We start from the raw sequence: 24,592 nt of genomic DNA on the forward strand, positions 1-24,592 counted from the left end.
TGCCCGCCCTTCTCCTTCGCCCGACACAGGCCCAGGGGATCATACTGGTCATCGTCAAGCAGGCAGAAGCCGGGCAATCAGGCGACGGCGTGCAGCTGGGCGGAGTCCGCGACTGGGCTCGGTTCGACGATATAGGCGGCGGTGCAGTCGCGGCAGATGTACTCGGTAGGCATGGCCTGCGGGACCGAGTCGAGTGCGGTGTCGTGGCCACAGTCCATGCACCAGCTGATCACAGTACTCATTGGCGCATCCTCCTTCCGGAGTTCTTCATCTCCACAGTGGCATCTGGCTGGGCAGATCAGTGGAAGGCGCGCCGATGAGTTCTGGGCACGGCGCGGGTCATACTGGCAGGGCGAGAATAATCGCGGCATCATCAGCGGTACGGATCGATGAGAACGGGGAGACGGATGCAAACGGTATGGCGAGGCTCGATCTCCTTCGGGCTGGTGTCGATCCCGGTACGGCTGGTGTCCGCCACGGAGGAGAAAGACGTCAGCTTCCGGCAGGTGCATGCCACCGACGGCGGGCGGATCCGCTATCGCCGGTTCTGCGAGAAGGACGGCGACGAGGTCGCCTACGCCGACATCGCGAAGGGATACGAGCTGCCCGACGGCGAGATGGTGGTGCTGACCAGCGACGACCTAGCGGACCTCCCCGTGGCTTCGAGCCGGGCCGTGGACGTGCTCGGCTTCGTGCCGTTCTCACAGATCGACCCGACGGCGCTGTCACGGGCCTACTACGTCGAGCCCACCGGAGACACCAAGCCGTATGTCCTGCTGCGTGACGCGCTCGAGGAGTCTGGCCGGGTAGGCGTCGTCAAGGTGGCATTGCGCAACCGGGAGCGCCTCGCCGTGCTCCGCTCACACGAGGGCGTGCTGGTGGTGCAGACCATGCTGTGGCCGGACGAGATCCGCCGTGCCGAGTTCGGCTTCCTCTCCGAGGATGTGCAGGTGCGCAAACAGGAGATGGCCATGGCCGAGTCCTACATCGAGACACTGGCCGGCGACTTCGATCCGGACGAGTACACCGACGAGTACCGCGAGGCGGTGCTCGAACTGGTGGCCGCGCGCAGTGCAGGCGTCGAGCCGGCGCAGCCCGCCGAGGAGCCAACCGAGGACAAGGTGGTCGACCTCATGGAGGCGCTGCGGCGCAGCGTCGAGCAGGCCAAGGACTCGAAGAAGGCGTCGGCCAAGGACGCGCCGGCGAAAAAGGCGGCGGCGAAGAAGACGTCGGCGAAGAGCAAGAAGTCCGCTTGAGTGCTGCGTTGCGTCCTGCAGCTTGAGCGCCACGGGCCACACTCTGCAGGACGCAGTGGCGGGTGGATCACGGAAAGAGTCGAGTGAGTGTCCCCGGGCCGATGGTCGCCGCGCCGGCCCGTTCCGCTCGGCTGCGAAGCTCCCGGTCGGCGGTGACGACGACGACGTGGTCCTGCGGACGAGCGGTCACGGCGGCCGCGGCGACTTCGACGACCGTGTCGTCCCCGTGTCCGGGTGCGCGTTTCACGGAGACCGAGACGGGGACACCGCGATCTCCGTCGGAGTCCGCCCCGCCGTCCGGCGCGTCGAGGCCGCGGGCGGCGCCTTCGACCACCAGATGCACGTCCGGCCACCAGAGCGTGGCCGGCAGCCCGAGGTCGGAGGCGGGCAGGGGAGGGGACAGTGCCAGTTGATCCCGTAGCCTGGCCGCCGCGCCGGCCCGGTCTCGCCACCACCCGTCGGGGCGCGACCCGACGACGTTGGCACCGTCGACCACCAGGACCAGCCGACGTGGCAGTTGATCCCGGATGGAGGGCCACAGGGCACCGAAGGACGGGTGCAGGGGGAGCGCGTCTACCTGGTCGACGGGTATCCAGGTGATCGCCAGGCTCTCCGGATCGCTGGCGTAGGCGTCGAACGGCGTGGAGGCGGCGGCCACGACAGTCGTGTAGGACCAGGTGCCGTGGTCTTCGATCCAGGCGTGGCTGGGTCGCACGAGCTCCGGCGGCACGGCCGCCTCCTCGTGGGCTTCGCGGACGGCCGCATCGAGCGCCGCTTCACCGGACGCTCTCGCACCTCCCGGCACCCCCCACGTTCCGCCGTGGTGACTCCACTCGGCTCGATGTTGCAACAGGACGCCGCGCGCGGGATCGACGAGCAGGAGGCCGGCAGAGCCGAACAGGCCCCAGTGCCGGTGCCCGCAAGAACACTCGATCCAGCCGTCGCCGTCGGTGCGGTGCCTGAGAGGACTCATCGACACCCAGCGTAGGGTGAGCGCCGTGATCAGTCTCAATGAGGTGGGCGGTGCCGCCGAGCACACGCTCCGGCATGGTGACCAGACAGCTGTCGTCGTGGAGGCGGGAGGCGGGTTGCGTACCTACTCCGTGGCGGGTGTGGACGTGGTGGCGGGCTACCCGGCCGGGACGGTGTGCTCGAGCGCGCGCGGGCAGTGGCTCATGCCGTGGCCGAACCGGCTCCGGGAAGGCCGGTACACCTTCCAAGGCGAGGAGTACCGCACGCCCGTCGACCCAGGAACGCCGACCGCCATTCACGGCCTTGTCCGGTGGCTTCCGTTCCAGCTGCTCGCACGGGACGAGACTTCGGTCGAACTGGGTGCCGTGCTGCCGGCCCGCCCGGGCTATCCGTGGACACTTCGCATGTGGACTCGCTGGTCACTCGACGACACCGGGCTCACCTCAGAGATCTCCGTGATGAACATGAGCGCCGACGACGCCCCTTTCGCGGCAGGCACCCACCCGTACCTGCATGTCGGCGACGCTCTGGTCGACGACGTCGTCGTGACGGTGCCAGGTTCCACTGCGCTGCACGGTGAGCACAGCGTGCTGACCGAACGCCGGCCCGTGGACGCGGAGACCGACTTCCGCGTTGGGCGTGAGGTGGGCAGCAGCCAGCTCGGCCTGTACACCGACCTCGCCCGGGACGACTCGGGCCACGCCCGCACGGTCGCCGAACGTCCGGACGGCTGGCGGATCACCCTCTGGCAGGACGAGGCATGGCCGTTCGTGCTCTTATACACAGCGGACAACGTCCGGCCTGAGGAGGGCGTCCGGCGGTCTCTGGCGGTCGAGCCGATGACGGCTCCCGCGGATGCGTTCAACAGCGGCGATCATCTCATCGTCCTCGAACCCGGCGGCGCGTTCGAGGGTACGTGGGGGATTTCGGCCACCCGGTGACACCCGGCCGCGTGGCCGGGTGCGCACGTCCGGCGTCGGCGTACCGATAGTGTCCAGCTCGTGGCGAGACTGAGGGAACCGGCACCCATGGAGCTGGCGGACTATGAACGGACGTTCCGGCGCAGCGGGCTGCCGTTGTTCATCGAGGACTACTCCGCCAGCAGCGACGTCTTCACCCGTGCCGCGCCGTTCCTGGCGCTGGTGTTCATCGCGGAGATGCTCGGCGCGATCGATCTGGACTGGCCGGTCCTGGTCAATGTGATCGCCGCCGTCGGCGGACTTGCGGTGCTGATAATGGCGTTCGGCTTGTTCAATCGGCTTCTCGGCCGTGAATTCTGGACACTGCCACAACGGATCGGGCCTCCGGAGCTCGCGGCGTTCGTGTTCATTCCCGCCTTGCTGCCGTTGATCTTCGGTGGTCAGCTCCGCCAGGTTCTCCTCGTGATCGCCGGGAACGCGCTTCTCCTCGGCCTGGTCTACCTGGTGGTGGGCTACGGCCTGCTGGCCACGGTGTTCTGGTCACTGACGCGAGTGGCCGACGAGCTGGCGGACTCGCTGGTGCGCCTGGTCCGAGCGCTACCTCTGCTGCTGGTGTTCTCACTTGTGCTGTTCCTCAACGCGGAGATGTGGCAGGTCTTCTCCACGATGCCGCGCGCTTTCGTGTGGCTCGTCGGCGGGCTCTTCGTCGGTCTCGGCGGACTCTTCCTGATCCTGCGGATCCCCGGCCAGGTGCGCCATCTGGAGGACGACGTCCGTGGTGACACTCCGCCGCTGAGCCGCCGGCAACGGGCCAATGTGGGCCTGACGCTGGTGATCAGCCAGGCGCTGCAGGTATTCGTCGTCAGTGTGGGCATCGGGCTGTTCTTCGTGGCGTTCGGCGCGCTGGCCGTCGGCGGTGAAGTCCGGGCCGCGTGGGACGTCACCGATGGGATGTGGTCCTACCGGCTTGAGCTGCTGGGCAACGAGATATTGATCACGGAGGCGTTGCTGCGCGTAGCGGCCGGCATGGCAGCCATCACCGGTCTGTACTACGCAATCTCCATCCTCACCGACGCGACGTACCGGGAGGAGTTCCTTGAGGGCGTGACAGCCGAGATGAGTGAGGTTTTCGAGGCCCGTGCGCGCTATCTTGAACTCAGGCAGGCTGCCGGTGTCGCCGACGTCGCCGGCGTCCGAATCCCTGAGTGATCGACCGAGCCTGGTGGTTGGACAGATGCCCTCCAGTGTTTGGTACAGTTAGGCCCGCCGCGGCGCTATGAAAGGCGCCGACACCTGTCCGGGTGGCGGAATAGGCAGACGCGCTAGCTTGAGGTGCTAGTCCCCGTAAAGGGGGTGGGGGTTCAAGTCCCCCCTCGGACACTCCGCAGGTCTCTGATGCCTGCCTTGCGCAGGATCGATCGCACCGTCTCGGTGCTGATCGTGACTTGGTGGACCTCGGTCAAGTACTCCAGCAGCTTGGACAAGCTCCACGTCGTGAACGGGCGGTCGAGTTGTTGCGGCGGGGTCTTGGCCACCCGGCAAATGAGCTTTCGCACCACGGGGCCGAACGTAGGCGGACGGCCCTGCTCCATTTGGGTCCAGTGCTGCGAACCCGTGCTCGTTGAACGCGTGGATCACCTCCCGCACATACTGCGGAGACGCGGCAAACATCGCTGCGGTGTCGGTCGTGCTGCGTCCTTGAAACGACGCCTGCACGATCCCCGCCCGGCGCAGCCGGATCCGGTCCTTCGTCGTCCGAGTGATCTTCACCAGTCGTTGGGCTTCCTCGGGCTGCAACTCGCGGACGAACACCTCAGGCTGTCGAGCCATCAGCACCACCTCCGGCGACAGCCTTCCGGCCTCCATGTGGTGGATCAAGTCGACACGATTACAGCGGCAACCTTCTGGGAGAGGCACTAGCTACTTTGCCGGGGCCCAGCGTGGAATGGAGACACGGAAGCATCGATGTGAGAAGATCGTGGCATCGGGCGGCTGAAATGAACAATATCCATTACGAGCAGCAACCGGGCTCCCCAGTGCGGTCGTCCCGTTCTGCCTAGGAGGCCATGACTGATGCGCGTGCGACTCGCGAGCGTATATGTCAGCGTCTTTCTTCTCACCGTAGTTGGATGCGCCGAAGAGAACGAGGGAGCTAACGACCCTGTGCCCACGTCGTCGGACGATTCCCACACTCCCGGCTATGGCGCTGCGGACTTTGCCGACGGCATCGATCTTACTGTTTCCGGCGATTCCGGCATCATCGATCGTGCAGTAGCCTTTCATCCGTCGGACTCTGATGAGCTGTCCCACGAACAGATGGAGCGTCTCGCGTCGGGCGATTCTGTTCTGAGCCATGAAGGCATACGAGGATTCGACGTCGTAGTCGTCTACCGCACCGGCCCATACTGCGGGCTCCTACCCTCGGTAGACGTCGCAAGCAATGACCGGCCAGTGATTGAGGTAACTCCTCGCGCCGCGAGTGAAGGTACGTGCGAGTCTATGGAGTTTGACGAGGCAGTTGGTTTCAAGATAGCACATGGGTTCGATCCCGACGAACTTGACGTCATCGTACATCAATAGAAGAACCCAGCTTCGCTTACGGACGGGTACGCCTACAGCGATAGAGCGTCGCGCCCGGGAAGGAACCCATCGCCGCCGCGACCAAGGCAACGGGACCCATTTGGGCGCAGGGGTACTGGTCGTGCTTCTCTGACACGTCACGGTAGTTGTCCGTATGGTGTCAGTGAGCCTGCTGTAGAGCGGCCACACGACGTCGGCGTGTCGCCGCACGCCACCAGTACCACCACCGTTTTCGCTGCCACGTGTTCGTGCCTTTCGAGCGCCCGGCTGTCCCCCGACCGCATAGGATCGATGCCATCCACACGACACATGCATCCGAAACAGCGGCTGCCACAAACGTGTGACTGGCAACGGGCGGATCGTTGCCAATCATCTTCAAGCGTTGACATTTCCACTCTTGGGAGTACGCGCTGTTAAGCTCGTGACGACTAAGCCAGTAGGGGGTTTGTGTTTAGGGGCGGATCGCGTAATGTTAGTTCGTCTTCGGGCTGTAGCATCGGGTTGGGGTAGGCATGGGGTTTCGAAGGACTGTATTCAGAATTCATTCAAGTTCGGTAGCACCAGCGGTTACGCCTTTTCTGGTCATCGCAGTAGCGCTGAGCGGTGGTACTATTGCTGATGCCGCCAATCTAGACACTATTGAGGATTCCACGCTAGACCTCGACGATGCCATAGAGACAAGAAACGCTCTCGGATTTCGCTCAGATGCGGATTACATACGAGAGCTCCATGGAAGCACCACAGATGTTGGGACTGCTGAATACGGCCTACCTATGACGCAAGACGAGTTCGCAGAATTTGAGCGGCGCGTTGATCTGCAGTCGTTGACGGAGGATCGGTTTGAGCCCGCAGCGCGGGCGGAGAAAAGCTTTGCTGGAATCTATTTCGATCACTCGTTGCACGGTATTCCGGTTGTGCTGACGACTGGAAGTGTCGATGAAATGAAGACTGTTCTTGAACGCGCCGAACCGCGACTTGTGGACGATTTTATAGTTCGACAAACCGACTTCACGGAACGTGATCTCGAAACTGCAGCCGATAAACTCTTCGCGAACTACGCCGACTACATTGGTGACGTTGAAGTGTATTCGGTATCTGTGGATACCTCGCAGTCTGAATTGGTCGTCGGCATTCGGGTCGAGCAAATGAGTCTAGCCATGGCTAAGTCAGGTGCTGTGCCGATCGACAAGAGAGAGGTTCCATTCCGCGTCGAGCGTGGCGAACCGTCGATTGAGGTCGCGTGCACATCTCGCGAGTATTGTACTTCTCCCATGAAAGCTGGAAATGTTATCCGCCGAGGATCGACAGACGGCTCGAGATGCACCATGGGGTTTCACATCGTCCGAAATGGTGTCCGTCAATTCGTATCAGCTGGTCATTGCAGCTACAACAATTCGACCTTGTGGTATCAGAGGGTACGGGCATGTGGGATCCCTCCAAGGATCCGCATACGGCTCGGGCATTGACGCGATGCGTGTCAGTATGCCGAGTTCTCAAGTATCCAGGGTTATTTACGGGCTGTCGGGGCCGGTGACGTCGGTGGGTATTCCCAGGCAAGGCGAGGTAGTGAGGATGAGTAAGGGTCGGAGTGCCTCGACTGCGACCGGGACTGTCACTGATAGCTACACGACTTGGACAGGGACGGCATGCCAGTGCACTCAGCGCGGTGCCGATACAAGCATTTCTTCCCAGGGAGGGGACAGTGGTTCTCCCATCTTCAGAGGGACATCCCCGAAAACGGCGCTCGGAATAAACTCCACGAGCGCAGGAAGGTTCGCTAGAATGAGTGATATCCTGTCATTCTTTGGCGCCAGCCTGTATGTAGGGTAGAAGGAGATCCGCCGCAGTGCGATGAGCCGGGACCGCGAGAGAGGAAACGCGACCGAGATAGCGCACGAACTTCCCAAGATTAATTTGAGTAGAGTAAAGATCCCTAGTGATCCGTGTTTGAAGGTGGCTGACGGTGAGCCCAGATCTTTCGTGAGCCGGGCGTTGGCGCTCGTCACGGCGCGATAGCTGCGGCGTTGGGGTGAATTTTGGCAGGCGGGTGTGACAGGGTGCCCGGGTGTCGTCTCGGGTGGGCGCCGGTTCCATGGTCCGGGTTGGTGCGCGGGTTCGTCGGGATGAGGGCATGTGTGTGCTGGTCAGTCTGACGCGCGACATATCCCGCCAATCAACTATGCCGACCCGCCGGACCTGCCCGCCCTCGCGACCAGCACGGATACCGGCCAGGTCGGCATGACCTGAACATCGGCGTAACCCATGTTCGCCCGCAACCGCGACGCAATTGAAGCCCACCTGACCATCGTGTTCGCCGCCCTGGCCGTCTCGCGAACCATCCAGTGACGGACCGGCCTCACGCTCCGCCGAGTACTACGCACCCTGCGACCGCTGCGCTCAGCGACCATCGCGATCAACGTCGCGATCCAGACCTTCCCACCCGAGCTGACCGACGATCAGCAAGCCATCATCGACGCCATCGTCACGCACCAAAGCAAATGAGCAAACTCAGGTTTGAACGTCGCCGCCGCGCCTTGCTTGTCACTGTGCGCGGTGACCAGGGTGGCGTCCACATCGATGATCAATGGATCAGCCGCGTGGATGTCATGGTCGGGCGCGTCGTCGCCGGCGTGCTCCCATACCCGGGCCCGAGCCTACGCCCGGGCGGGATCGATCGCGGCAAACGCCCGGCCGGCGTCCGCAGCGAGGGTGTCGATCAGCCGGGACACCGTCGGATCCGACGCCACCGGACCATTACACGCCCGGCTGGCGGCGGACCTTGGCGATGTCAGCCAGACAGTCCCCACCGAGTGCGAGACTGACCGCGAGATCACAGACAATCTTGGCCGGATCATGGACCGCGAGCGGTTTCCGCCACGGCGCCAGGACTGCGACAACGCACGATCCAGACCGACGGCACGCACCGCGTCGACCAGCAGCAGCCCACCAGCAGACGACATGATCCCTGTTCCGGATACATCAACACGAGCACGCGGATAGAACCCGGTTGTCTTCAACTGGAAAGTGCTCCTCGACTCCGCACGATGTGGACCTTAGATAAGTCACATCATTGCAGATCAGGGGCCCTTTCTACGTTATCGACACGCGACACCCACGCATCAGCCACGAAAGCGGCGGGTTAGCTTCCTTGAGGATCTCATCTGCGGTCTTGGTTCACACGAGTGGGTGGCATCGGTCGTTCCAGCCATCGATGAAGGTGCGGATTTTGGCGTTGAGGTCCTTGACCGAGCCGAAGGAGCTGCGATAGATGGCCTGGCGCTCGATGATGCCGAATCAGACCTCTACGAGATTGAGCCACGACCCGGAGGTGGCGTGAAGTGGACGTGGATCCGCGGTTTCGCCTCCAGCCAGGGCGCGGACTTCGGCCTTATTGTGCGCGGCGTAGTTGTCCATCACCCAGGTGCAGCGCCACGCCGGGGTAGGCGCGGGCGACCTGCTTGAGAAACGCGAGGAACTCCTGATGTCGGTGACGCGGCTTGCATGTTGCGGTGACCTTGCCGGTGGCGATCTCCAGTGCGGCGAACAAGGTCGAGGTGCCGTGACGCTTGTAGTCGTGCGTCCGGCGCTCGGGCAGTCCGGGCTGCATCGGCAGCATCGGCGCGGTAGACAGGTCAGGCGGTACCAATGATCAAGCCACGACTGCAAACTACCAAGGTCGCCGGTCCAGCCGCAATTCGGTTAGCACCAGCTGGCGTGGCCGTTTGCCACGGTCCCGGCATCGCCGATCTCGGGACCGCCGCACGAGTAGGTGACATCTGATCTGGCTTGCCCGAGGGGTGGGCCTGGAAGGATGTTGCTGTGCCCAAGCCCTATCCGAGCGAGTTCCGTGACGACGTTGTGCGCGTCGCACGGAATCGCGAGCCCGGAGTGACGATCGAGCAGATCGCTAAAGACTTCGGGGTCCACCCAATGACGTTGCAGAAGTGGATGCGTCGCGCCGATATCGACGAGGGCGTCAAGCCCGGGCAGACCCGCACTGAGTCTGCGGAGCTGCGGGAGGCGCGCAAGCGGATCCGGCTACTGGAGCAGGAGAACGAGGTGCTGCGGCGGGTGGCGGCGTATCTGTCGCAGGCGAGGCTGCCGGGAAAAGGCTCTACCCGCTCGTGACCGAGCTCGCCGAAGCAGGTGTTCCTTTGATGGTGACGTGCCGGGTGCTCAAGCTCGCCCGCCAGCCGTACTACCGGTGGCTCAAGGACCCCATCACCACGAGTGAGGTGGTGCAGGCGTATCGCGCGAATGCGCTATTCGACGCCCACAAGGACGACCCCGAGTTCGGACACCGGCTCCTCGCCGACGAGGCCCGCGACGCCGGCCAGCCGATGGCGGACCGCACCGCGTGGCGGATCGCATCGGCCAACGGCTGGTTCAGCGCATTCGGCAAGCCCAAGCGTGGCAAGGGACGCAGGCCCGGCCCGCCTGTCCACGACGACCTGTGTGCGGTGGTCGACGAAGACGGCAGAGTGCGGCACGTGTTCACCGCGGACGCGCTGAACCAGTTGTGGCTTGTGGACATCGAGCGCCACGAGGCGCTGTTGAACCGAGTGGAGGTGGAAGACCTGCACCGCCGCGCTGCCGCAGCGGCGAGGTGAAGCTGAGGGCAGCCTGATCCCCGGGACGGGGGCGAGGGCGGAAGCAGCCCTGACAACGACGGGACAGGCCAGTACTGCCAGATGGTCTGGGCCCGGCTAGCAAGACGGGAAGGCGTACGTGAGGAACCAACGGCTGAACGCCCCTCAAGAGAGCCTCCGGCTCGAACCTGGTGGATCTGGGCCGGTTAGCAGCGCGCACCCGCATGAGACGTCTTCGGTCGTCGTCGTGCGGGGAACTCCTTGGCTGGGTGATGTCGCCGGCCGGGAGGCCGTGGTGAATGTCTGCGGCGTAGCCACGGCGATGCTGCAGGGGCATAGTTGGGCACCGACCCCGTCGAGCGGTTCGACGGTGAACGTGGGAACCACCGTGACGGTCCCCTCCCCGGTCAGCAGCCTGCTGCCCGGCGGGAAGGTCCGTCGCCGACCGACGTCGTCGCGGTGGGGCGGAGGACCCGTAGTAGTCCGAGGCCGGGAAAGCCGGTCACATGGCGAAGGGGTCCAGCGTGTTCGCGGCATCAACGCGTCTGCAGGAGTCCGCCTGCGAGCCAGGTTTACATCGGTATCGGCGCCCCGTGCCTGGACAAGAGCCACCGCCAATCATTCCGGAAACATCCGGCCGAGATGTGACGTCTGGAGCACAGGCTGCGCAGAGATCGCTGCTGGCCCCGTCCCTATGCCGGCCAGTTTGAGAACTGGCCGAACGGGTGAACAGAGAACTCTTGATCTCTGAGGACTCGGTCAGACTCCTGGAGCGTGTACGTGTAGCCCGGCGTTCCCGGCTGCCTCGGCCAAACGGACGTCGTAGGTGACCAGCGCGTCGACGTCGAGCCGGATCGATGCCGCGAGGTGGAGAGCGTCGAGCGAGCGGAGGGTCTCACCGGGCAGGAGGCCCGCTTCTCGGTACAGGCTGGGCGGCAGATCGTGGATGTCGACGCGCGTAAGGATCGCGGACACATCGGCCTGAGGCAGGTTATGGCGCGTGGCGAACCGTCGCAGTTCGGTCTCCAACAGGTGGGTGGCCACGAGGTAGGTGTCAGGAGAGTCAGCCCATTCTGAGAGTGGGGCACTCTGGGACTCCTCGACCAGGAACTTCGCTGCTGCCGACGTGTCGAGGTAGTACCGGCTCAACGTTCGCCCCGGAGGTCATCCAAGGTGTCAGCGCTGGGCGTTGAGACACGATGCCTAGTCAACGAACGGAATCCACCGTGAGCAGTCGCCGCTCGATGGAGCGGGAGGTCCGGAGCCGTCTCTGTGATCGGCACCAACCGCGCGACGGGCTTGCCCCGGTTCGTGATTGTGTACGACTCGCCGGTCGCGACGGCTTGCAGTACCGCGCCGCTGTTGTTGCGGAGGTCTCGGTGGCTGACGGTTGGCTCCATACCAATAGCGTAGCACCTGTAGCACGCTCCGGCTTCTCAGGCCATCCGGACGAGGGAGGTCCTCGCAAGAAACGAAACCCGTTACACTTCTTTCGAGGGAGACAGGTGTCATGACTATACAGCCGCTGGAGCAGCAGACTTATCTGCCTGGCTCTGATGACGACGTCGCTGACGTGTTGAGTTTCATCAAGGCCCATGAGGAGTCCCGAGGTGCTCGTCCGGAGCCGCGGTATTTTTTTGGCCGGTCCTGCCGAAGGTGATCAGGTCGAGTTGCCTGCCACCGTGTACCGGGTGTTGCTGCAGGTTCTCGAAGCTCTGGAGGCGGGTAAGGCGGTCACGGTCGCGCCGCAGAGCTAGCTCCTTACCACTCAGCAGGCTGCTGATCTGCTCGGTGTGAGTCGGCCGACTGTGGTGAAGCTTATTGATGACGGTGAGTTGCCTGCGGAGACTCCAGGGACCCGTCGGCGCCTGATCAAGCTGGACGACGTCCTCGCCGGGTCTGCTGCACGGATAGGTGACATCTGATCTGTGGCGCTGGGAGGCGTCACTGGAAGGATGTGTACCGTGCCTAAGCCTCATCCCAAGGAGTTTCGCGACGACGTCGTGAACGTTGCTCGCCGCCGTGAGCCGGGGCAGACGATCAAGCAGATCGCGGCCGACTTCGGTATCGCCGAGTCCTGTCTACGCAACTGGATGCGTCAGGCCGACGTCGAGGACGGGCTCAAGCCCGGCACCACGGCCGCGGAGAACGCCGAGTTGCGGGAAGCCAAGAAGCGGATCCGGTTGCTGGAGCAGGAGAACGAGGTCCTGCGTCGTGCAGCGGCATACCTGTCGCAGGCGAACCTGCCGGGAAAATGATGTACCCGCTCGTCCGTGAGCTGGCCGCCGACGGAATCCCTGTGACGGTGACGTGCCGGGTGCTCGACCTCGCTCGCCAGCCCTACTACCGCTGGCTGGACAACCCGGTCACTGACGCCGAGCTCACCGAGGCATACCTGGCCAACGCACTGTTCGATGCCCACCGCGACGACCCGGAGTTCGGCTACCGCTATCTCGCCGACGAAGCCAAGCACGCCGGCTACTCGGCGTGTGACCGGACGATGTGGCGGGTCTGCTCGAGCAATGGCTGGTGGAGTGCGTTCGGGAAGAAGCGCGGGAAGAACGGCAAGAAGCCCGGTCCGCCGGTCCACGACGACTTGGTCCAGCGGAACTTCACCGCCGGCGCTCCAAACGCGTTGTGGTTGGCCGACATCACCGAACACAAGACCGGTGAGGGCAAGCTCTACCTGTGTTCGATCAAGGACGTCTACTCCAACCGGATCGTGGGCTACTCCATCAGCGACCGAATGAAGTCCCGTCTCGCCGTCGACGCCCTGGCTAGCGCCGTCGCCCGCCGCGGTGAGGTGGCCGGCTGCGTGGTCCACACCGACCGAGGATCGCAGTTCCGGTCCAGCAGATTCGTCCGTGCCCTGCACCGTCACGACATGGTCGGCTCGATGGGCAAGGTCGGCGCGGCCGGCGACAACGCTGCCATGGAGAGCTTCTTCGCCCTGCTGCAGAACAACGTCCTGGACCGCCGCACGTGGGCCACCCGCCAAGAGCTACGGATCGCGATAGTGACTTGGATCGAGCGGACCTATCACCGACGCCGCAGGCAGGCAGCCCTCGGCCGGTTGACCCCCATCGAGTACGAGACCATCATGACCACACCTGTCACTCAGGCAGCCTGACCGACCTGTCACCAGATCGTGCAGCAGTCCCCGCGGCGTGTCGTCCAACGGAGACGCGACAAAGCTGCGGGTCAGGCGGTTAGGCCGAGCACCGTCTGCGTGTGGTACCTGGTCAAGTCCCCCCTCGGACACGCCCAAACCCCCCACGCGGGGTCAATATCCACTTTGACCTGGCGCGGGGTTGGTGTGAATGTGAGACGAATGGCGAGCGCATCGTAGAGTTCCGCTCGCTCTTCCATCGTGGCGCTAGCCAGGGCCTGGACTGCGCCGCCCACTTCCTGAATCAGTTTCTCGATCTGTTGTTCACTGAGGCGAGTCCGAGCCGTGAGATGTTGGAGTTCTGCCGCGGCTTCGTCGCGTTCGAGAGAGCGTTGGGCGCGTTTCTGCGCCAGGGCGGCGGACAGCGGCCGCATTGGCCGCGCTGCTGACGGGGGCGTATCGACCGGCGGCCGGTGAACGCGTCGCCGTGGTGCTGTGCGACGCGAACACCGACCCGTCGGACGTGGTTTGAGCAACGGCACTCCCGTGCCGTGCGACGTTCGGTCAGTGTGAGCTGTCAGGCGAGACCAGGATCGATCCGCAGCAGTTTGGTGGAGGTGTAGGACAGGTAAAGGTGCCCGTAGGCATCACTGGTGATACCTGGCCCGACCCGTCCCTGCATCAGGATCTCGAGGTTGCCGTCTGCGGTACCCTCGGCGAGCGTCTCCGCTGGATCGAAGCCGAAGACGCGTCCGCCCACGTTCCCGTAGATCCTCCCGTCGACGTTGAGCGTCATCTCCCCGTAGTTGCCGGCGATGCGGTCACCGGGTTTCCAGTCGGGGAAGACATGCTCGCTGTGCACCCACTCCTCGGTGTCCGGGGCGATGGCGAGCAACCAGCCCTCCGCATAGAACCAGACGGTACCGTCCGGAGCCGTCGCCGCGGCGTTCACGGATCGGGTGCCCTCGATGGGCCACTGGATGGTCCGCGCTTCTTCGGTCTCCTCGTCGAAGATCAGGAGTTCGGCTTGGTCGTCGATGGGGGTGCCGTCGTAGCCGAAGAAGATGTTGCCGCCGCCGAACACCTTGCTGCCGCTGGCCGCAATGGTGTTGATCGATTGATGCCCCACGACGTCGAGCGTGGTGCATTCGCCCGTCTCGGTGTCGAGCCAGCCGAAGGCGCCCCGGTCGTGGCCGTACTCCGCCTGGGAACCGTAGTAGACACGGTCGCCGTGCCCCAGTAGCCCGTACGGCCGGTTCTGCTGGAAACCGATCTCGCAATCGACGCGCGGTGCCTGACCTGAAGCGACCTCGTCCGCGATGAACGATTCGATGTGACCGTACGGATACCGTCCCTGGTAGACACGGCCGTCATGGCTGATCATGGCTTCCGCCTGGCCACCGAGCGTGTAAGTCACCTGCTCGTCGTCTCGCATCGGCGTGTATCCGCCCAGACCCCCGATGAGGTATCCCGCCGACCAGATAGTGCCTTCGGGCCCCGCGGCGACGTTGTTGATGCGGGTCGACACGTGGGGGATTCCGTCGACGACGGTCCGCTCGAGCGTCCCTGTCTCGATGTTGTATTTCACCAGGATTCCGCCGGAGTTCCAGCCGACCAGCGTGGTCCCCGGCCAGTCGGGATCGTCCAGTTCCACGGCCTCCCAGCGCCGGGAGAAGATCCCTGTGTCCGAGTCCGGCACGCTGACCTCTTCGCCGGTGTGGACGTCGAACGCATAGAGCGGTTGCCCTGGTTCATTGGCCTTCGAGTAGTAGATCTTGCCGTCCACCACCGGCGAGGAGCCGTTGTAGATCACGGCCTCGATCTCGGCGATCACCTCGGCCTGCAGTTCACCGTCGGAGTCCCGGCTTACATCGAGGACGACGAGCGAGTCGTTGCCGAGGCTGCTGCTGTCGCCGGTCCAGGCCATCACGTAGCCGTCCCCGGCCGTGATGCCGTAGACCCACGTGGCTTCCTGCAGCTCCGGGCTGAATAGGCCGGTCAGATCCTTGCATCTGGGTTCGCCTTCGGTGGAGCAGCCGATGAGGTGTGCGTTGGTTCCGGTTCCGGTGAAGATTGTCTTGGTCTGTTCTTCGTAAGCCACCGCACGGCTGTAATTCGCGTCCGTCACCAGCGGGTTCGGGCCGAGCGTGCCGAGGTAGCCATCGTCCTCGGAGAACTTGTACAACGCCGCGCCAGCGAATCCGTCCGTCGGTTCACCCCATCCGCCGCCGTAAGCGATGCCGTCATCATCGAAGTCCATGTCGTACATGAAGCCCCACGACTGGATCGGCGGCCGGCCGGCGTTGGTGGCTTCGTCATCGCCCGGGGTGTAGAGCCACAGGTCGGGCGCGCCGTAGGTGCCGATGTAGACCGTCTTGGTAACGGGATTCTGCCGGATTCCCCAGGCTCCGGTCGCGCCAGGGAGCCGAACGTTTCTCACGACTTCGCCGGTGATGATGTCGGTGACGGTCAAGATCGCCGGATCGTGTTCCGAGCCCGTAGCCATCGCATACGTGACGTGACGCCCGTTCTCGTCGACGCCTGCGGCCATACCCAGGTAAGACGCCTGCCTGGTGATCTGCGGCGGCAGGACGGTGAACGGTGCTGTGATCACCACGTCGTCGAATTCCGCAGGCCCTCGTGCGCCCACCTCTACGGCTACATGCGTGGCGCCGGCCGGTGCCTCGTCACGTACTTCGACGATCCCCGAGCCGTGTTTTCTGGAGCCGTAGGAGGTGTCGATCACTGCGCCGTCATCATCCACCCACTGGAACCCGACCGAGGCCTGAGTTTCGGTCCGGACGTGCGCGAACGCCGCGTAGGTTTCCCCGGCTTCGATCTGCACCGGTGTGCTGGCCGCGCCCATGTTCACGCACGGCGGTTCTCCGCTGACCTGGAGGGACTGGTCGCCCTGGCTGGACCAGTCCGTCGAGATGCTGAGCGAGTCAGTACACGGCCCGGGTGGCTCCTCGCCGCGACCGTTCGTCGCGGTCCATCCTGAGAGACCGTCTTCGAATCCGTGATTCTCCAGGAGGAGATCGCCGTCGTGAAGTTCTGGAGGAGGCGGCACATCCGGTTGTGCTTGTGCCGGCTCGTGCAGGGCTGCGACTGAACTTACGGTCAGGGCCGAAATGGCCAAAACGCCGGTCAAGTACCGCGTGCGACTCATCACTGCTGCCTCGCTCTCCGAGTGGGCGAATTACGACGAACGCATATTGCGAGTAATGCATGACGTTATTGCCGGAGCCGAGGCATGTCAACGGTGCGGACGCATCGGCGCCTCGATGTCAACCGTGCCGGTACACCGACACGTCGAGCGGGAGTCAGCGGTGAACTCGCCGCCTGACCAGTCCGCATGCCTGCTCCCCAGCTCGAATCCGGCGAGCTGCCCCATCAGGTCGAGCTCTGCGGGCCAGATGTAGCGGTGCGGACTGCGAGAGAGCCTCGCCTGCTTGCCGTCGCCGAAGGTGAAGTGATGCGAGACGAGATACTGCTGAAAGACGTCGTAGGTGTCCAAGCCGATGTAGCCGGATTCGTAGTGCCATACGGTGGCCTGCTGCCCAGGCGACAGGATACGCAGGTGCGGGACGCCCAGCTCGATGACGAAACGGCCACCGGGAGTGAGGTGCCGCGCCGCGGCCTGAAAGCATGCAACCTGCTCGGCCTGCGTCAGTAGATTCGAGATCGTGTTGTAGACCAGGTACACCAGCGAATACTCGCCAGGGGCACGGGTCGTGGCCATGTCGCCGACCACGGGGATCGTGGCGCATCTGGTCCAGGTTGCGTGAACAGCCAGCACAGCGGGCGACACGCCGAAGCAGTTGTTCGGTCATCGCCAATAGTGCGGGCTCATTGAGCAGACCTGTCTGCGGACCACGGCTGTTCTCGCCTTTTGCGCCGGGCGATGTCGGTGAGCCGCGTCAGCGCGGACCCGGTGTAGTTCGCATAACTGCTGACGCGCGTTTTGACATGCTCCGCCAGTACGTCCCGAAGGGCACCGACCTCTCCGGGTGGGGAGACGCAAGCAGTACTATCAGCTCAGACGATCAAGAAACGGCTGCACGAGGCACAGGTGATGAGGGCATGAGCAAGGTAAAGGGCAACCCAGAGACGCTCAACGACGTGGGTAACCGGATGCTCACCTCCTCGCGCGACCTCACTGGCTCCGGTGCTGCCGTGGGCGAGCAAGGCACCTTCGACCGCGCGTCTCTTGGCCAGGCGACCGTCGGAGTGATGATCCACGAAAGCTACGATGTCGCTGTGTACTCCTGCGCCCGACTGGTGGAGAACCTCTGCGCAGTCCTCGAGTCCGACGGCGAGCACCTCCAGCGCGCCTCCCGTGACATCGACGAGGTCATGAACCGTACCGAGCCGTGACGCGTCGAAGGGACATCCACTATGCGCCAGCGAGAGGACCGGCGATGCACCTGGGTCGAGCGCTCTCGGCGGTGGTCGCCATGATCGCACTTATGGGCTGCGGCGGAGGCGAGTCCGGCGAGGATCCCGACGGCGACGATACGACGGCGCCCGTCGAGCTCGACGTCGTCCTCGACGCGGAACTCGGTGTCGGTGCTCCCACCGGACCCGACTATCCGCCGGACACGTCCGGCCTGGTCGCCGAGTACACCGTCACCAACAACGCCGATGTCGCCGTGCTCGTCGTAGAACGCCGGCCAGCGCAGATCACACCCACGGTCGATGTCCCCCTTCCGGACACCGAGGAATCCAGCTGGGTCTACAGTGACGAGGCCGGGACCGTCCTCGTCACCAAAGAGATCTTCCCCACCAGCCGCAGGAGCGGGACCGACAGCAACACCGGTACCGCCTATCGGGCGCCCGCCGTGCGGCTGGAACCCGGTGAGAGCGTCACCGGCCGCGCCTTCGCCCTCACCCCGTTGCGCCGGATAGCGCCCGATGCCGACGTCTTCGATGTGCCGGGGCCGAGCACCCTGCCGACTCAGGCGACGTCGTGGTCGTTCTGTGTACAGGTGGCGCCGGACCCCGGCGAAAGCGGCGCGCCGACCATGGCCGACCACACCCCTGACCGTCAGCTCCTCTGTTCGGCGGGTACCGACCTACCCCCGGGCGCACTCACCGGCGGGTCGCGATGACCGGAGGCACACCATGTCCGTGACGCTCCCTGACGTGTGGGATCTGCAGGCCGAGACCAGCTATCTCGACACCGCTAAGCACGCATGGCAGACCCTGGCTACCGATTTTGGCGAAGAGGCGACGAATCAGCGCAACCGTGAGGCCGAACTGCGGCTCAACTGGGAATGCGCCATGGCCGACAGCTATTTCGAGCACGCCGAACGAGTAGCTGCCGTCCTTGGTGACGCTTCTGACATCTACGGCGAGATCGCGGACCTGTTCGGCCAGCTCAAGACCGATGTACGCGACGCACAGGAGGACCTCGACACCAGCTTCGCCCGGGCTGCGGCCGGCACTAAATCCGCGGTACGTACCGATGGGATGGTCACATTCACGCCGTGGAACGACGATGACGACCTGAGCCATGTCGATGCTGAGTTCAAGACCGCTCAGGGCATCGTGGACGATGCGATCGAGCTGGTCAGAAGCCGTGACGAGAAGCTCTTAGAGCTGGGCAGGGATATCTTCGCACTGACGCGAGACTGGGGCGAAGCTGCGGACGGCACGGACCCAGGCTGGGACGTGCCCACCGGCTACACCCATGGCGTTCAGGTGACCTCCCTCGACGGCACAACCGTGATTACCACGGGTGACGGCGCGGACCACGTGGAGGTGACCGTCGACCCGGATACCGGCGAGACCGTGGTGACCATCACCGATGCGTCCGGAAATGTGACCACGGAGCGGATCGCCGCAGGCGAGGACGTGGTCATCAACACCGGCCGCGGCAATGACGAGATTTTCGTGCCACCCGGTACTGCCGTGCACGTCAGGTTCGCCACCGGTGCCGGTGACGACACCATCTCCGCCCAAGGCTCCGAGGGAAACCTGGAAGCGTTCGGCGGCGACGGACTGGACAGCATCGAGACCGGTATCGGTAATGACTTCGTCAGTGGTGGCCGTGGCGACGACTACATCGACGGCGGCGCCGGCAACGACGTCCTCGCCGGCCGGCTCGGTGACGATGTCATCTACGGCATGGACGGGGACGACGTGATTCTCGGCGGCGCCGGACGCGACTACCTGGAGGGTGCGTCTGGAGACGACCGCATCTTCGGCGGCGACGGCCAGGACACCATATCCGGCGGCTTCGGCGACGACCGCATCTTCGGCGGCCAAGGCAACGACACGATCTATGCGGGCGGCGGCACGGACACCATCGACGGCCAGGGCGGCCGGGACGAGATCTACATGGAAGCGGGCGATATCGCCCCTGGAGGCGAGAGCGTCGTCATCGTCGAGATCCCGTCCGAGGAGGAGTACCTTCGCTGGCTGGAGTTCGAGGTGGGTGGCTCGCAGGAGTTCAGGGACCGGGTGCTCGCCGATCTGCACATGATGGCATCCAGCCCCACGGGGCAGAAGATGCTAGAGCGCCAGGGCGAGCACTACGACAACTCGGGCTTCCTCGGTTTCGGCAAGGACAAGGTCACCATCGCCGAGCACCCCGGTGGCAACAACAGCGCATCCAGGTCGGGTGACGACTACCGGGTGGAGCTCGACGTCAACCATCTTTCCCCCGGCTACGACATGGGTTACACCGAGAACTACGACATCACCCCGCCCGTCGTCTTCTTCTTCCACGAACTCGGGCACATCAACCAGTACCGCACCGGCGAGCACAAGCAGTTCCGTGACTCGTCCGACCCCGATGGCAGAGCCCGGTACTCCGACGGGACCCCTCTCATCGAGCGGCAGAACGTCGGTCTGCCGTGGGACGCCGACTGGGACGGGACCACCGCGGAGGAGATCGATCCCGACTACGACTTCGACTTCACCGAGAATGCCTTCCGTGACGAGCTTGGGCTGCCCAAACGCAACCAGTACTGAACCCTTGGGCGTGTCGTTCGAGCCGATGATCGTTTGTCTAATGGGCTGTTGTCGCCGCTCGCTCGCTCGACTCGGCAGACTGGTTGACCACCTAGATGACGAAGCCAACCGACAAGCACATAAAGGATACTGATTGCTCCGGGGCGCGTCCGTGCCGAGTATTACTCCTTCACCGCACCCGAGGTCAGGCCCTGCACGATCCACTTGCTCGCCAGTGCGAACAGCACCATCGTGGGCAGGACCGTGAGTACGGCGGCCGCTGACATCGACCCCCAGTTGACGATGAACGCCGCGATGATGCCCGGCGTCATCACCGGCACGAGCACGCGGAACAGCGCGCCCAGGCGACAGCAGCCGTCGCGCCGTCAGTTATGAGAGTCGGGAGCGGTGGAACGTCACCTGATGTGTGGAACCGTCCGCGCCGCTCGTGTCCACGCGGAATCTGATCGCGCGATCTGTGTCCTCCACGGTAACCGTTTCATCGGCTGTCCAGCTCCGATAGCCGGCGCGGCGCAGTTCCACGGACAGTGACTCCTGTAGGTGGGTGGGGTCGGAGACCGCGACCGTGAGTGTGCCGGCTCTCTCTCGGATCATGATCGAACAGGGCTGGTCGACAGTGACGTTGTGAGCCGAACCGGCACTCCAGAAATTCGTGGCCACGATTCCCACACGCGGCACCCGAACGGTCTGTGCGTCTCCTGTATTGGCGACGATCTCGATTCCCGGATCGGCTGCGATCTCTGCCGTGCGTTCCGCTGAGATCCCGGGGAGGACGACGTATGCGTACGCCGCTGCATCGGGAGCGGCGCCGTGGTCGAGCCACAGCGTGATGTAGCGACGGGTGATGGGATCGGGGGACTCCACCACATTCACGTCGCGCCAGCTGCCGGTCCGTTCCTCGCGTAGCGCGTGCAGCGTCGCTCCGCCCGGGAACAGGTAGCCGCCGACCCCTTCCAGATGCGCCCAGCGGGCCCCGTCGAAGGTGGCGTTCCATCCCAGGGTGGTGGGTTGCTGCTCGCCGTCGACAGTCAGCACGTTGGTGCCGTCTGCGTGCAGGTTGCGGTTCTCGACGATGGTCTCGACCGTTTCGGTCGGCTCGGCGAGAGTCAGGTAGAGATACGGGTCGTACGAGTACGAGCTGAACTCCCGGCTGGTGATCGAGACACTGAGCCCGGCGCTGTCCGGCGCGCCGTGTTTGAGGGCGAGGCTGACCCGGTCGTTGCCGGCGCTGAGCTGTTCGAGTACGTGCGACGTGACGTCGATGACCCGCCACCGGTGGTGCTCGTCCACGTGGGCGGAGCCGAGTCGCGGGCCGGTGGCCGGCTTGGTGTTCCACGTCAGTGTGGATTCGTCCCAGGCTTCAGCGACGCCGTGCGCGTCGATGCCGGCTTCGTTGCCGCCGGAGTCCTGCACTCGCGCGTAGACGTGGAGACTTGCCGAGACGACCTCAGCGGGCAGGTCGGACAGGTTGAAGGCGAAGTAGGCTTCGCTGGTTTCGTTCGGGCTGCCCTTCTTCACGAGCAATTGCCTGTCGGAGCCGAAGTTGTCGTCGGCCTTGCTGCCCGCGTTGACGTGGGCGTCGGCGATGGCCTCGGCGTAGTGGCCACCGCCGCCGGTGATGCCCGCACCGAGGGCGACGACGCGGTCGTCCAGGCAGAACCAGGACTTCTTCGCCCGCAGCGCCGACTCCATAGCGTTGAGCTCCATGCCAACCGCGGCGAACTCGTTCCCGAGTACGGAACCGCCCACCCACCGGGTGTCCGGCCGCGATCCGCTTCCGGCACTCTCGTTCAGCTGTCGCGTGTCGACGGTGATGCCGGGCAGCCGGTTCGGGTCGACCGTCGGCCAGAAGCCGTCCATGAAGTGGCCGTTGTCTGCGTTGTACAGGTACGTCATGCCGTCGGCGGTGTGCCAGGCTTTGAGGTTCTCGCCGTTGACGACCTCGTAGCGGCCGACCCGCGCGCTGCACATCGCGATCGCGTAGGCCCAGCCGGGCCGGCGGTGGATGGCGCGGGCCATCTGGGCGAACAGCTTGTGGTTCACCGGGTCCGGTGCAGGCTGCGCGGACTCGTCATCCAGCAGATCCTTGAACAGGGCCAGCCGCGGGACCGACGCTTCGCTGAGCGGGTCGTCGTAGGTGTCGCGCTCGATCCAGCCCTTGACCATGGCCCGCCAGCGTGCCTCGGTCTCCTCGTCGGCCGCCTGCGCCAGCCGGAGGACGATCTCCGACACGTGGTGGCCGCCGCCGTGATCGCCCGTGGCACGAGAGATCGACCGGCCCCGGATGCAGTCGAGCAACTGGTTGTCGTAGACCACCGGTGCCAGCATGAGATCGACGGTGCTGAACGCGAATTCCCGCTCCGCGTTGCCGATGTCCCACGGGGAGCCCGCGTACAGCACCAGCTGATTGGCGAAGCGATCGACGAAGGTCACGCCGTAGCTGCCGGTATACGGAATGCGCGTGTGGTAAAGGTACGAACCGTCGCGGTAGAAGCCGTCGCCGTCGCTCACGTAGACGAAGATGTCGGTGAGTCCATCGCGCGCGCGAGTGATGCGCTCCTCGTCGCGCCCGACGATGCCGCGGATCGCCACTGCTTCGCACAGCAACATGCGATTGGATCCGGTGGACAGCTTCTTGCGCTCGTCGATGTACTGATAATGCGGGTCCGGGATGAAGTGATCCACGGTGTCGATATAGCGCCGCAACGCCTCCGCGGGGACGTGTTCGTACATCAGTGCACAGGTGTTCATCAGCGCGTTCGGGCCGCTGATCTCCCAGTGGTACCAGTTGCCGAACTCGGACCGCCCGGCGTAGAAGATCCGCTGGTTGGTCGTCTCCATTCCGGTCAGGACCTCGGAGAGCACGTTGGAGTCACCTTCGAAGCGTGACCCCGGCGTCCGGAAGGCGGCGGCCATCCGCTGGAGCCGGACAAGCGTGAGCGGTATACGCGCCGACGCGTCGTAGCTGTCCTCCTCGATGAACGGCATATCCACGAAGACGCCGGGCCGGTCTGCGGATCGGTCGATCAGCTCGATGGAGGACGCTACGTCGTCGTCGATGCGGTCCACGGCGGCTTCGAAGTCCGGGTCGGAGCCGTCGAAGTCACCGCCAGTGAGCAGCGTGACCCAGGTGGCACGCAGCGAGTCGTATTGGTCATCCGTCGCGGCCCGGGCGGTGGCCGGCGCGAGGAGACCGCCCGGCGCGACGGCCATTCCGGCAGCGATGGCGCCGGTGCCCAGAATGAGGTGCCGCCGGGACAACCGAGCGAGACTGGTGCCTTCTGTGGTGACACGTTGGTAAGCGGAGGTCGCCGGGGTATGGCCATGCTTCGTTTCCTCGCCACCGTCCATGTGGAGCCGCCCTTCGGTCGTCGGATATACCCAGAACCCGTCAGCTATGCGAGCGTTTGCACAGAATGCACGACGCATTCCGGGCGTGTCAATGGCACCTACAAGCACTGCGACAGGCTCAGCGGCGTCTAAGGGTTGACAGGCGGCAGTTGGACCGGCAGCATGCTAAGACCGGGTTCTTGCAAACGTTTGTACCGCCCCGGGGAGCACGTGAGGAGTAGTTGTGCATACGTCCGCGGGAAACATTTCCTCACGAACACCGTCATCCTCGAGTTCGCCGGCTGCGAGAGTCGCTGAACTCCTGTAGCCGTACCGGTCCGGGACCGCGGCCCTGGAGCGTGTCGTCGGGATTGAGCAACAGGCAGGCCTTCATGGACAGGCACCCACAGCCGATGCACCCGGTCAGCTCGTTCTCAAGATTCTCGATCGCGCGCCGGCGTTCCTCGAGCTCCTTCTTCCAGGCGCGGGAGACTCGTTGCCAGTCCGCATGGGTGGGAGCATGGTCGAATGGAAGGGTCGCGAAGACCTTGGCGACATCCGAGAGTGGGATACCGAGTCGCTTGGCCATGATGATCAGCGAGATGCGCCGGATCATGTGCCGTGCGAAGATGCGCTGGTCGCAGCCGTTGCGCTCGGCGTAGATCAGGCCTTTGCGCTCGTAGAAGTGCAATGCGGAGGCAGACACGCCGGTCCGGCGGATGACTTCTCCGATCGTGAGGTGGTCGTCCGGACTGGCGTGCATGTCATCCTCGTTGAATCAGCTTTAGACGGACGCGTGGTGTCGTCTTGACGGTCGCCGCGACGATACGAGCTCAACTATGGTCGAGGTCAAGCGCG

19 protein-coding genes, 1 tRNA gene and 7 pseudogenes are annotated in these 24,592 nt (G+C 64.4%); 14 read left to right on the forward strand and 13 right to left on the reverse strand.

The genetic code is table 11. The annotated features are described in order from the left end of the window. Nucleotides 1-77 precede the first annotated feature (77 nt). Nucleotides 78-242, reverse strand: coding sequence for a hypothetical protein (locus tag G1H11_RS01555; protein ID WP_163815370.1), 165 nt, complete (start codon nucleotides 240-242; stop codon nucleotides 78-80). Nucleotides 243-407: 165 nt separating this feature from the next. Between G1H11_RS01555 and ku the strand changes: the two genes are divergently transcribed. Continuing rightward, entirely contained in the window at nucleotides 408-1,256 is an 849-nt protein-coding gene (gene ku, locus G1H11_RS01560; protein WP_163815372.1) for a non-homologous end joining protein Ku, read from the forward strand. Between the two features lie 67 nt (nucleotides 1,257-1,323). On the opposite strand, the gene G1H11_RS01565 is transcribed toward ku, so the two are convergent. After that, nucleotides 1,324-2,229, reverse strand: a complete 906-nt coding sequence (locus G1H11_RS01565; protein ID WP_163815374.1) for an NUDIX hydrolase — start codon at nucleotides 2,227-2,229, stop codon at nucleotides 1,324-1,326. Nucleotides 2,230-2,254: 25 nt separating this feature from the next. On the opposite strand from G1H11_RS01565, the gene G1H11_RS01570 reads away from it, so the two are divergent. The 3 genes from G1H11_RS01570 (at nucleotide 2,255) to G1H11_RS01580 (ending at nucleotide 4,528) form a co-directional block, all read left to right on the forward strand. Then, nucleotides 2,255-3,169: an aldose epimerase family protein gene (locus G1H11_RS01570; RefSeq protein ID WP_163815376.1), complete on the forward strand. Its 915-nt coding sequence runs from the start codon at nucleotides 2,255-2,257 to the stop codon at nucleotides 3,167-3,169. 60 nt (nucleotides 3,170-3,229) lie between these two features. Next, nucleotides 3,230-4,357, forward strand: coding sequence for a hypothetical protein (locus tag G1H11_RS01575; protein WP_216843326.1), 1,128 nt, complete (start codon nucleotides 3,230-3,232; stop codon nucleotides 4,355-4,357). A gap of 86 nt (nucleotides 4,358-4,443) precedes the next feature. After that, nucleotides 4,444-4,528 (forward strand) — tRNA-Leu (locus G1H11_RS01580). Here the strand turns inward: G1H11_RS01580 and G1H11_RS25055 are convergent. Continuing rightward, a complete protein-coding gene (locus G1H11_RS25055; protein WP_216843327.1) occupies nucleotides 4,510-4,707 on the reverse strand; it encodes a hypothetical protein in 198 nt (65 codons plus the stop codon). The two genes, G1H11_RS01580 and G1H11_RS25055, sit on opposite strands and share 19 nt — an antisense overlap. 82 nt (nucleotides 4,708-4,789) lie before the next feature. Beyond that, nucleotides 4,790-5,014, reverse strand: a pseudogene (locus G1H11_RS26755) (hypothetical protein); the annotation flags it as partial. A 207-nt stretch (nucleotides 5,015-5,221) separates the two neighbouring features. Here G1H11_RS26755 and G1H11_RS01590 point away from each other — a divergent pair. The 3 genes and pseudogenes from G1H11_RS01590 to G1H11_RS25450 all read left to right on the forward strand — a co-directional run. Then, nucleotides 5,222-5,728 carry a hypothetical protein gene (locus G1H11_RS01590; protein WP_163815378.1) on the forward strand — a complete coding sequence of 169 codons (507 nt, stop codon included), beginning with the start codon at nucleotides 5,222-5,224 and terminating at the stop codon, nucleotides 5,726-5,728. A gap of 773 nt (nucleotides 5,729-6,501) precedes the next feature. Beyond that, the gene (locus tag G1H11_RS01595; RefSeq protein WP_163815379.1) at nucleotides 6,502-7,194 is read left to right on the forward strand and encodes a chymotrypsin family serine protease; all 693 of its coding nucleotides are present in this window, start codon (nucleotides 6,502-6,504) and stop codon (nucleotides 7,192-7,194) included. Between the two features lie 793 nt (nucleotides 7,195-7,987). Then, nucleotides 7,988-8,230: pseudogene (locus tag G1H11_RS25450) on the forward strand (IS1634 family transposase); the annotation flags it as partial. On the opposite strand, the pseudogene G1H11_RS01600 reads toward G1H11_RS25450, so the two are convergent. Together G1H11_RS01600 and G1H11_RS25455 are read right to left on the reverse strand one after the other, a co-directional pair. Then, nucleotides 8,218-8,688, reverse strand: a pseudogene (locus G1H11_RS01600) (transposase); the annotation flags it as partial. The pseudogenes G1H11_RS25450 and G1H11_RS01600 sit on opposite strands and share 13 nt — an antisense overlap. A gap of 214 nt (nucleotides 8,689-8,902) precedes the next feature. After that, nucleotides 8,903-9,353: pseudogene (locus tag G1H11_RS25455) on the reverse strand (IS630 family transposase); the annotation flags it as partial. Nucleotides 9,354-9,547: 194 nt separating this feature from the next. On the opposite strand from G1H11_RS25455, the gene G1H11_RS25070 reads away from it, so the two are divergent. Both G1H11_RS25070 and G1H11_RS25075 read left to right on the forward strand, forming a co-directional pair. After that, complete coding sequence (locus tag G1H11_RS25070; protein WP_216843329.1) at nucleotides 9,548-9,856, forward strand: transposase; 309 nt, start codon at nucleotides 9,548-9,550, stop codon at nucleotides 9,854-9,856. After that, nucleotides 9,853-10,338, forward strand: coding sequence for a hypothetical protein (locus tag G1H11_RS25075; RefSeq protein ID WP_216843330.1), 486 nt, complete (start codon nucleotides 9,853-9,855; stop codon nucleotides 10,336-10,338). The genes G1H11_RS25070 and G1H11_RS25075 overlap by 4 nt, the downstream gene beginning before the upstream one ends. 738 nt (nucleotides 10,339-11,076) lie before the next feature. Here the strand turns inward: G1H11_RS25075 and G1H11_RS01620 are convergent. Together G1H11_RS01620 and G1H11_RS26760 are read right to left on the reverse strand one after the other, a co-directional pair. Continuing rightward, entirely contained in the window at nucleotides 11,077-11,466 is a 390-nt protein-coding gene (locus G1H11_RS01620; RefSeq protein ID WP_163815384.1) for a type II toxin-antitoxin system VapC family toxin, read from the reverse strand. Further along, nucleotides 11,463-11,717 (reverse strand): type II toxin-antitoxin system prevent-host-death family antitoxin, encoded by a 255-nt coding sequence (locus G1H11_RS26760; RefSeq protein ID WP_163815385.1) that lies wholly within the window; start codon nucleotides 11,715-11,717, stop codon nucleotides 11,463-11,465. Before G1H11_RS26760 ends, G1H11_RS01620 begins: the two co-directional genes overlap by 4 nt. A 110-nt stretch (nucleotides 11,718-11,827) precedes the next feature. Between G1H11_RS26760 and G1H11_RS27360 the strand changes: the two are divergent. Then, nucleotides 11,828-12,212 (forward strand): annotated as a pseudogene (locus G1H11_RS27360) (helix-turn-helix domain-containing protein); the annotation flags it as partial. Nucleotides 12,213-12,281: 69 nt separating this feature from the next. Further along, nucleotides 12,282-13,447 (forward strand): IS3 family transposase gene (locus G1H11_RS01635; protein ID WP_163815387.1). Its coding sequence is split into 2 segments (ribosomal slippage): nucleotides 12,282-12,566 and nucleotides 12,569-13,447, totalling 1,164 coding nucleotides; the frame shifts between segments, so codons are not numbered across the junction. Between the two features lie 556 nt (nucleotides 13,448-14,003). Here G1H11_RS01635 and G1H11_RS01640 read toward each other — a convergent pair. Both G1H11_RS01640 and G1H11_RS01645 read right to left on the reverse strand, forming a co-directional pair. Beyond that, nucleotides 14,004-16,595 carry an NHL repeat-containing protein gene (locus G1H11_RS01640; RefSeq protein ID WP_163815388.1) on the reverse strand — a complete coding sequence of 864 codons (2,592 nt, stop codon included), beginning with the start codon at nucleotides 16,593-16,595 and terminating at the stop codon, nucleotides 14,004-14,006. 118 nt (nucleotides 16,596-16,713) lie between these two features. Beyond that, nucleotides 16,714-17,237 (reverse strand): annotated as a pseudogene (locus G1H11_RS01645) (class I SAM-dependent methyltransferase). A 272-nt stretch (nucleotides 17,238-17,509) separates the two neighbouring features. Between G1H11_RS01645 and G1H11_RS01650 the strand changes: the two are divergent. The 3 genes from G1H11_RS01650 to G1H11_RS01660 are packed head-to-tail and all read left to right on the forward strand — an operon-like array spanning nucleotide 17,510 to nucleotide 20,404. After that, nucleotides 17,510-17,803: a hypothetical protein gene (locus G1H11_RS01650; protein WP_163815390.1), complete on the forward strand. Its 294-nt coding sequence runs from the start codon at nucleotides 17,510-17,512 to the stop codon at nucleotides 17,801-17,803. A gap of 44 nt (nucleotides 17,804-17,847) precedes the next feature. Continuing rightward, nucleotides 17,848-18,537, forward strand: coding sequence for a hypothetical protein (locus G1H11_RS01655; RefSeq protein WP_163815392.1), 690 nt, complete (start codon nucleotides 17,848-17,850; stop codon nucleotides 18,535-18,537). Nucleotides 18,538-18,550: 13 nt separating this feature from the next. Continuing rightward, the gene (locus G1H11_RS01660; RefSeq protein ID WP_163815394.1) at nucleotides 18,551-20,404 is read left to right on the forward strand and encodes a M91 family zinc metallopeptidase; all 1,854 of its coding nucleotides are present in this window, start codon (nucleotides 18,551-18,553) and stop codon (nucleotides 20,402-20,404) included. A gap of 161 nt (nucleotides 20,405-20,565) precedes the next feature. Here the strand turns inward: G1H11_RS01660 and G1H11_RS01665 are convergent. From G1H11_RS01665 to soxR, 3 genes and pseudogenes are all read right to left on the reverse strand, one after another. Continuing rightward, nucleotides 20,566-20,763: pseudogene (locus tag G1H11_RS01665) on the reverse strand (carbohydrate ABC transporter permease); the annotation flags it as partial. A gap of 10 nt (nucleotides 20,764-20,773) precedes the next feature. Then, a complete protein-coding gene (locus G1H11_RS01670; protein ID WP_163815395.1) occupies nucleotides 20,774-23,665 on the reverse strand; it encodes a polysaccharide lyase family 8 super-sandwich domain-containing protein in 2,892 nt (963 codons plus the stop codon). A gap of 352 nt (nucleotides 23,666-24,017) precedes the next feature. Beyond that, complete coding sequence (gene soxR, locus G1H11_RS01675) at nucleotides 24,018-24,497, reverse strand: redox-sensitive transcriptional activator SoxR (RefSeq protein WP_163815397.1); 480 nt, start codon at nucleotides 24,495-24,497, stop codon at nucleotides 24,018-24,020. Nucleotides 24,498-24,592 lie beyond the last annotated feature (95 nt).

Origin of the sequence: Phytoactinopolyspora alkaliphila (genome assembly GCF_010550695.1) — a bacterium.
In the GTDB taxonomy this organism is placed as follows: Bacteria; Actinomycetota; Actinomycetes; order Jiangellales; family Jiangellaceae; genus Phytoactinopolyspora; species Phytoactinopolyspora alkaliphila.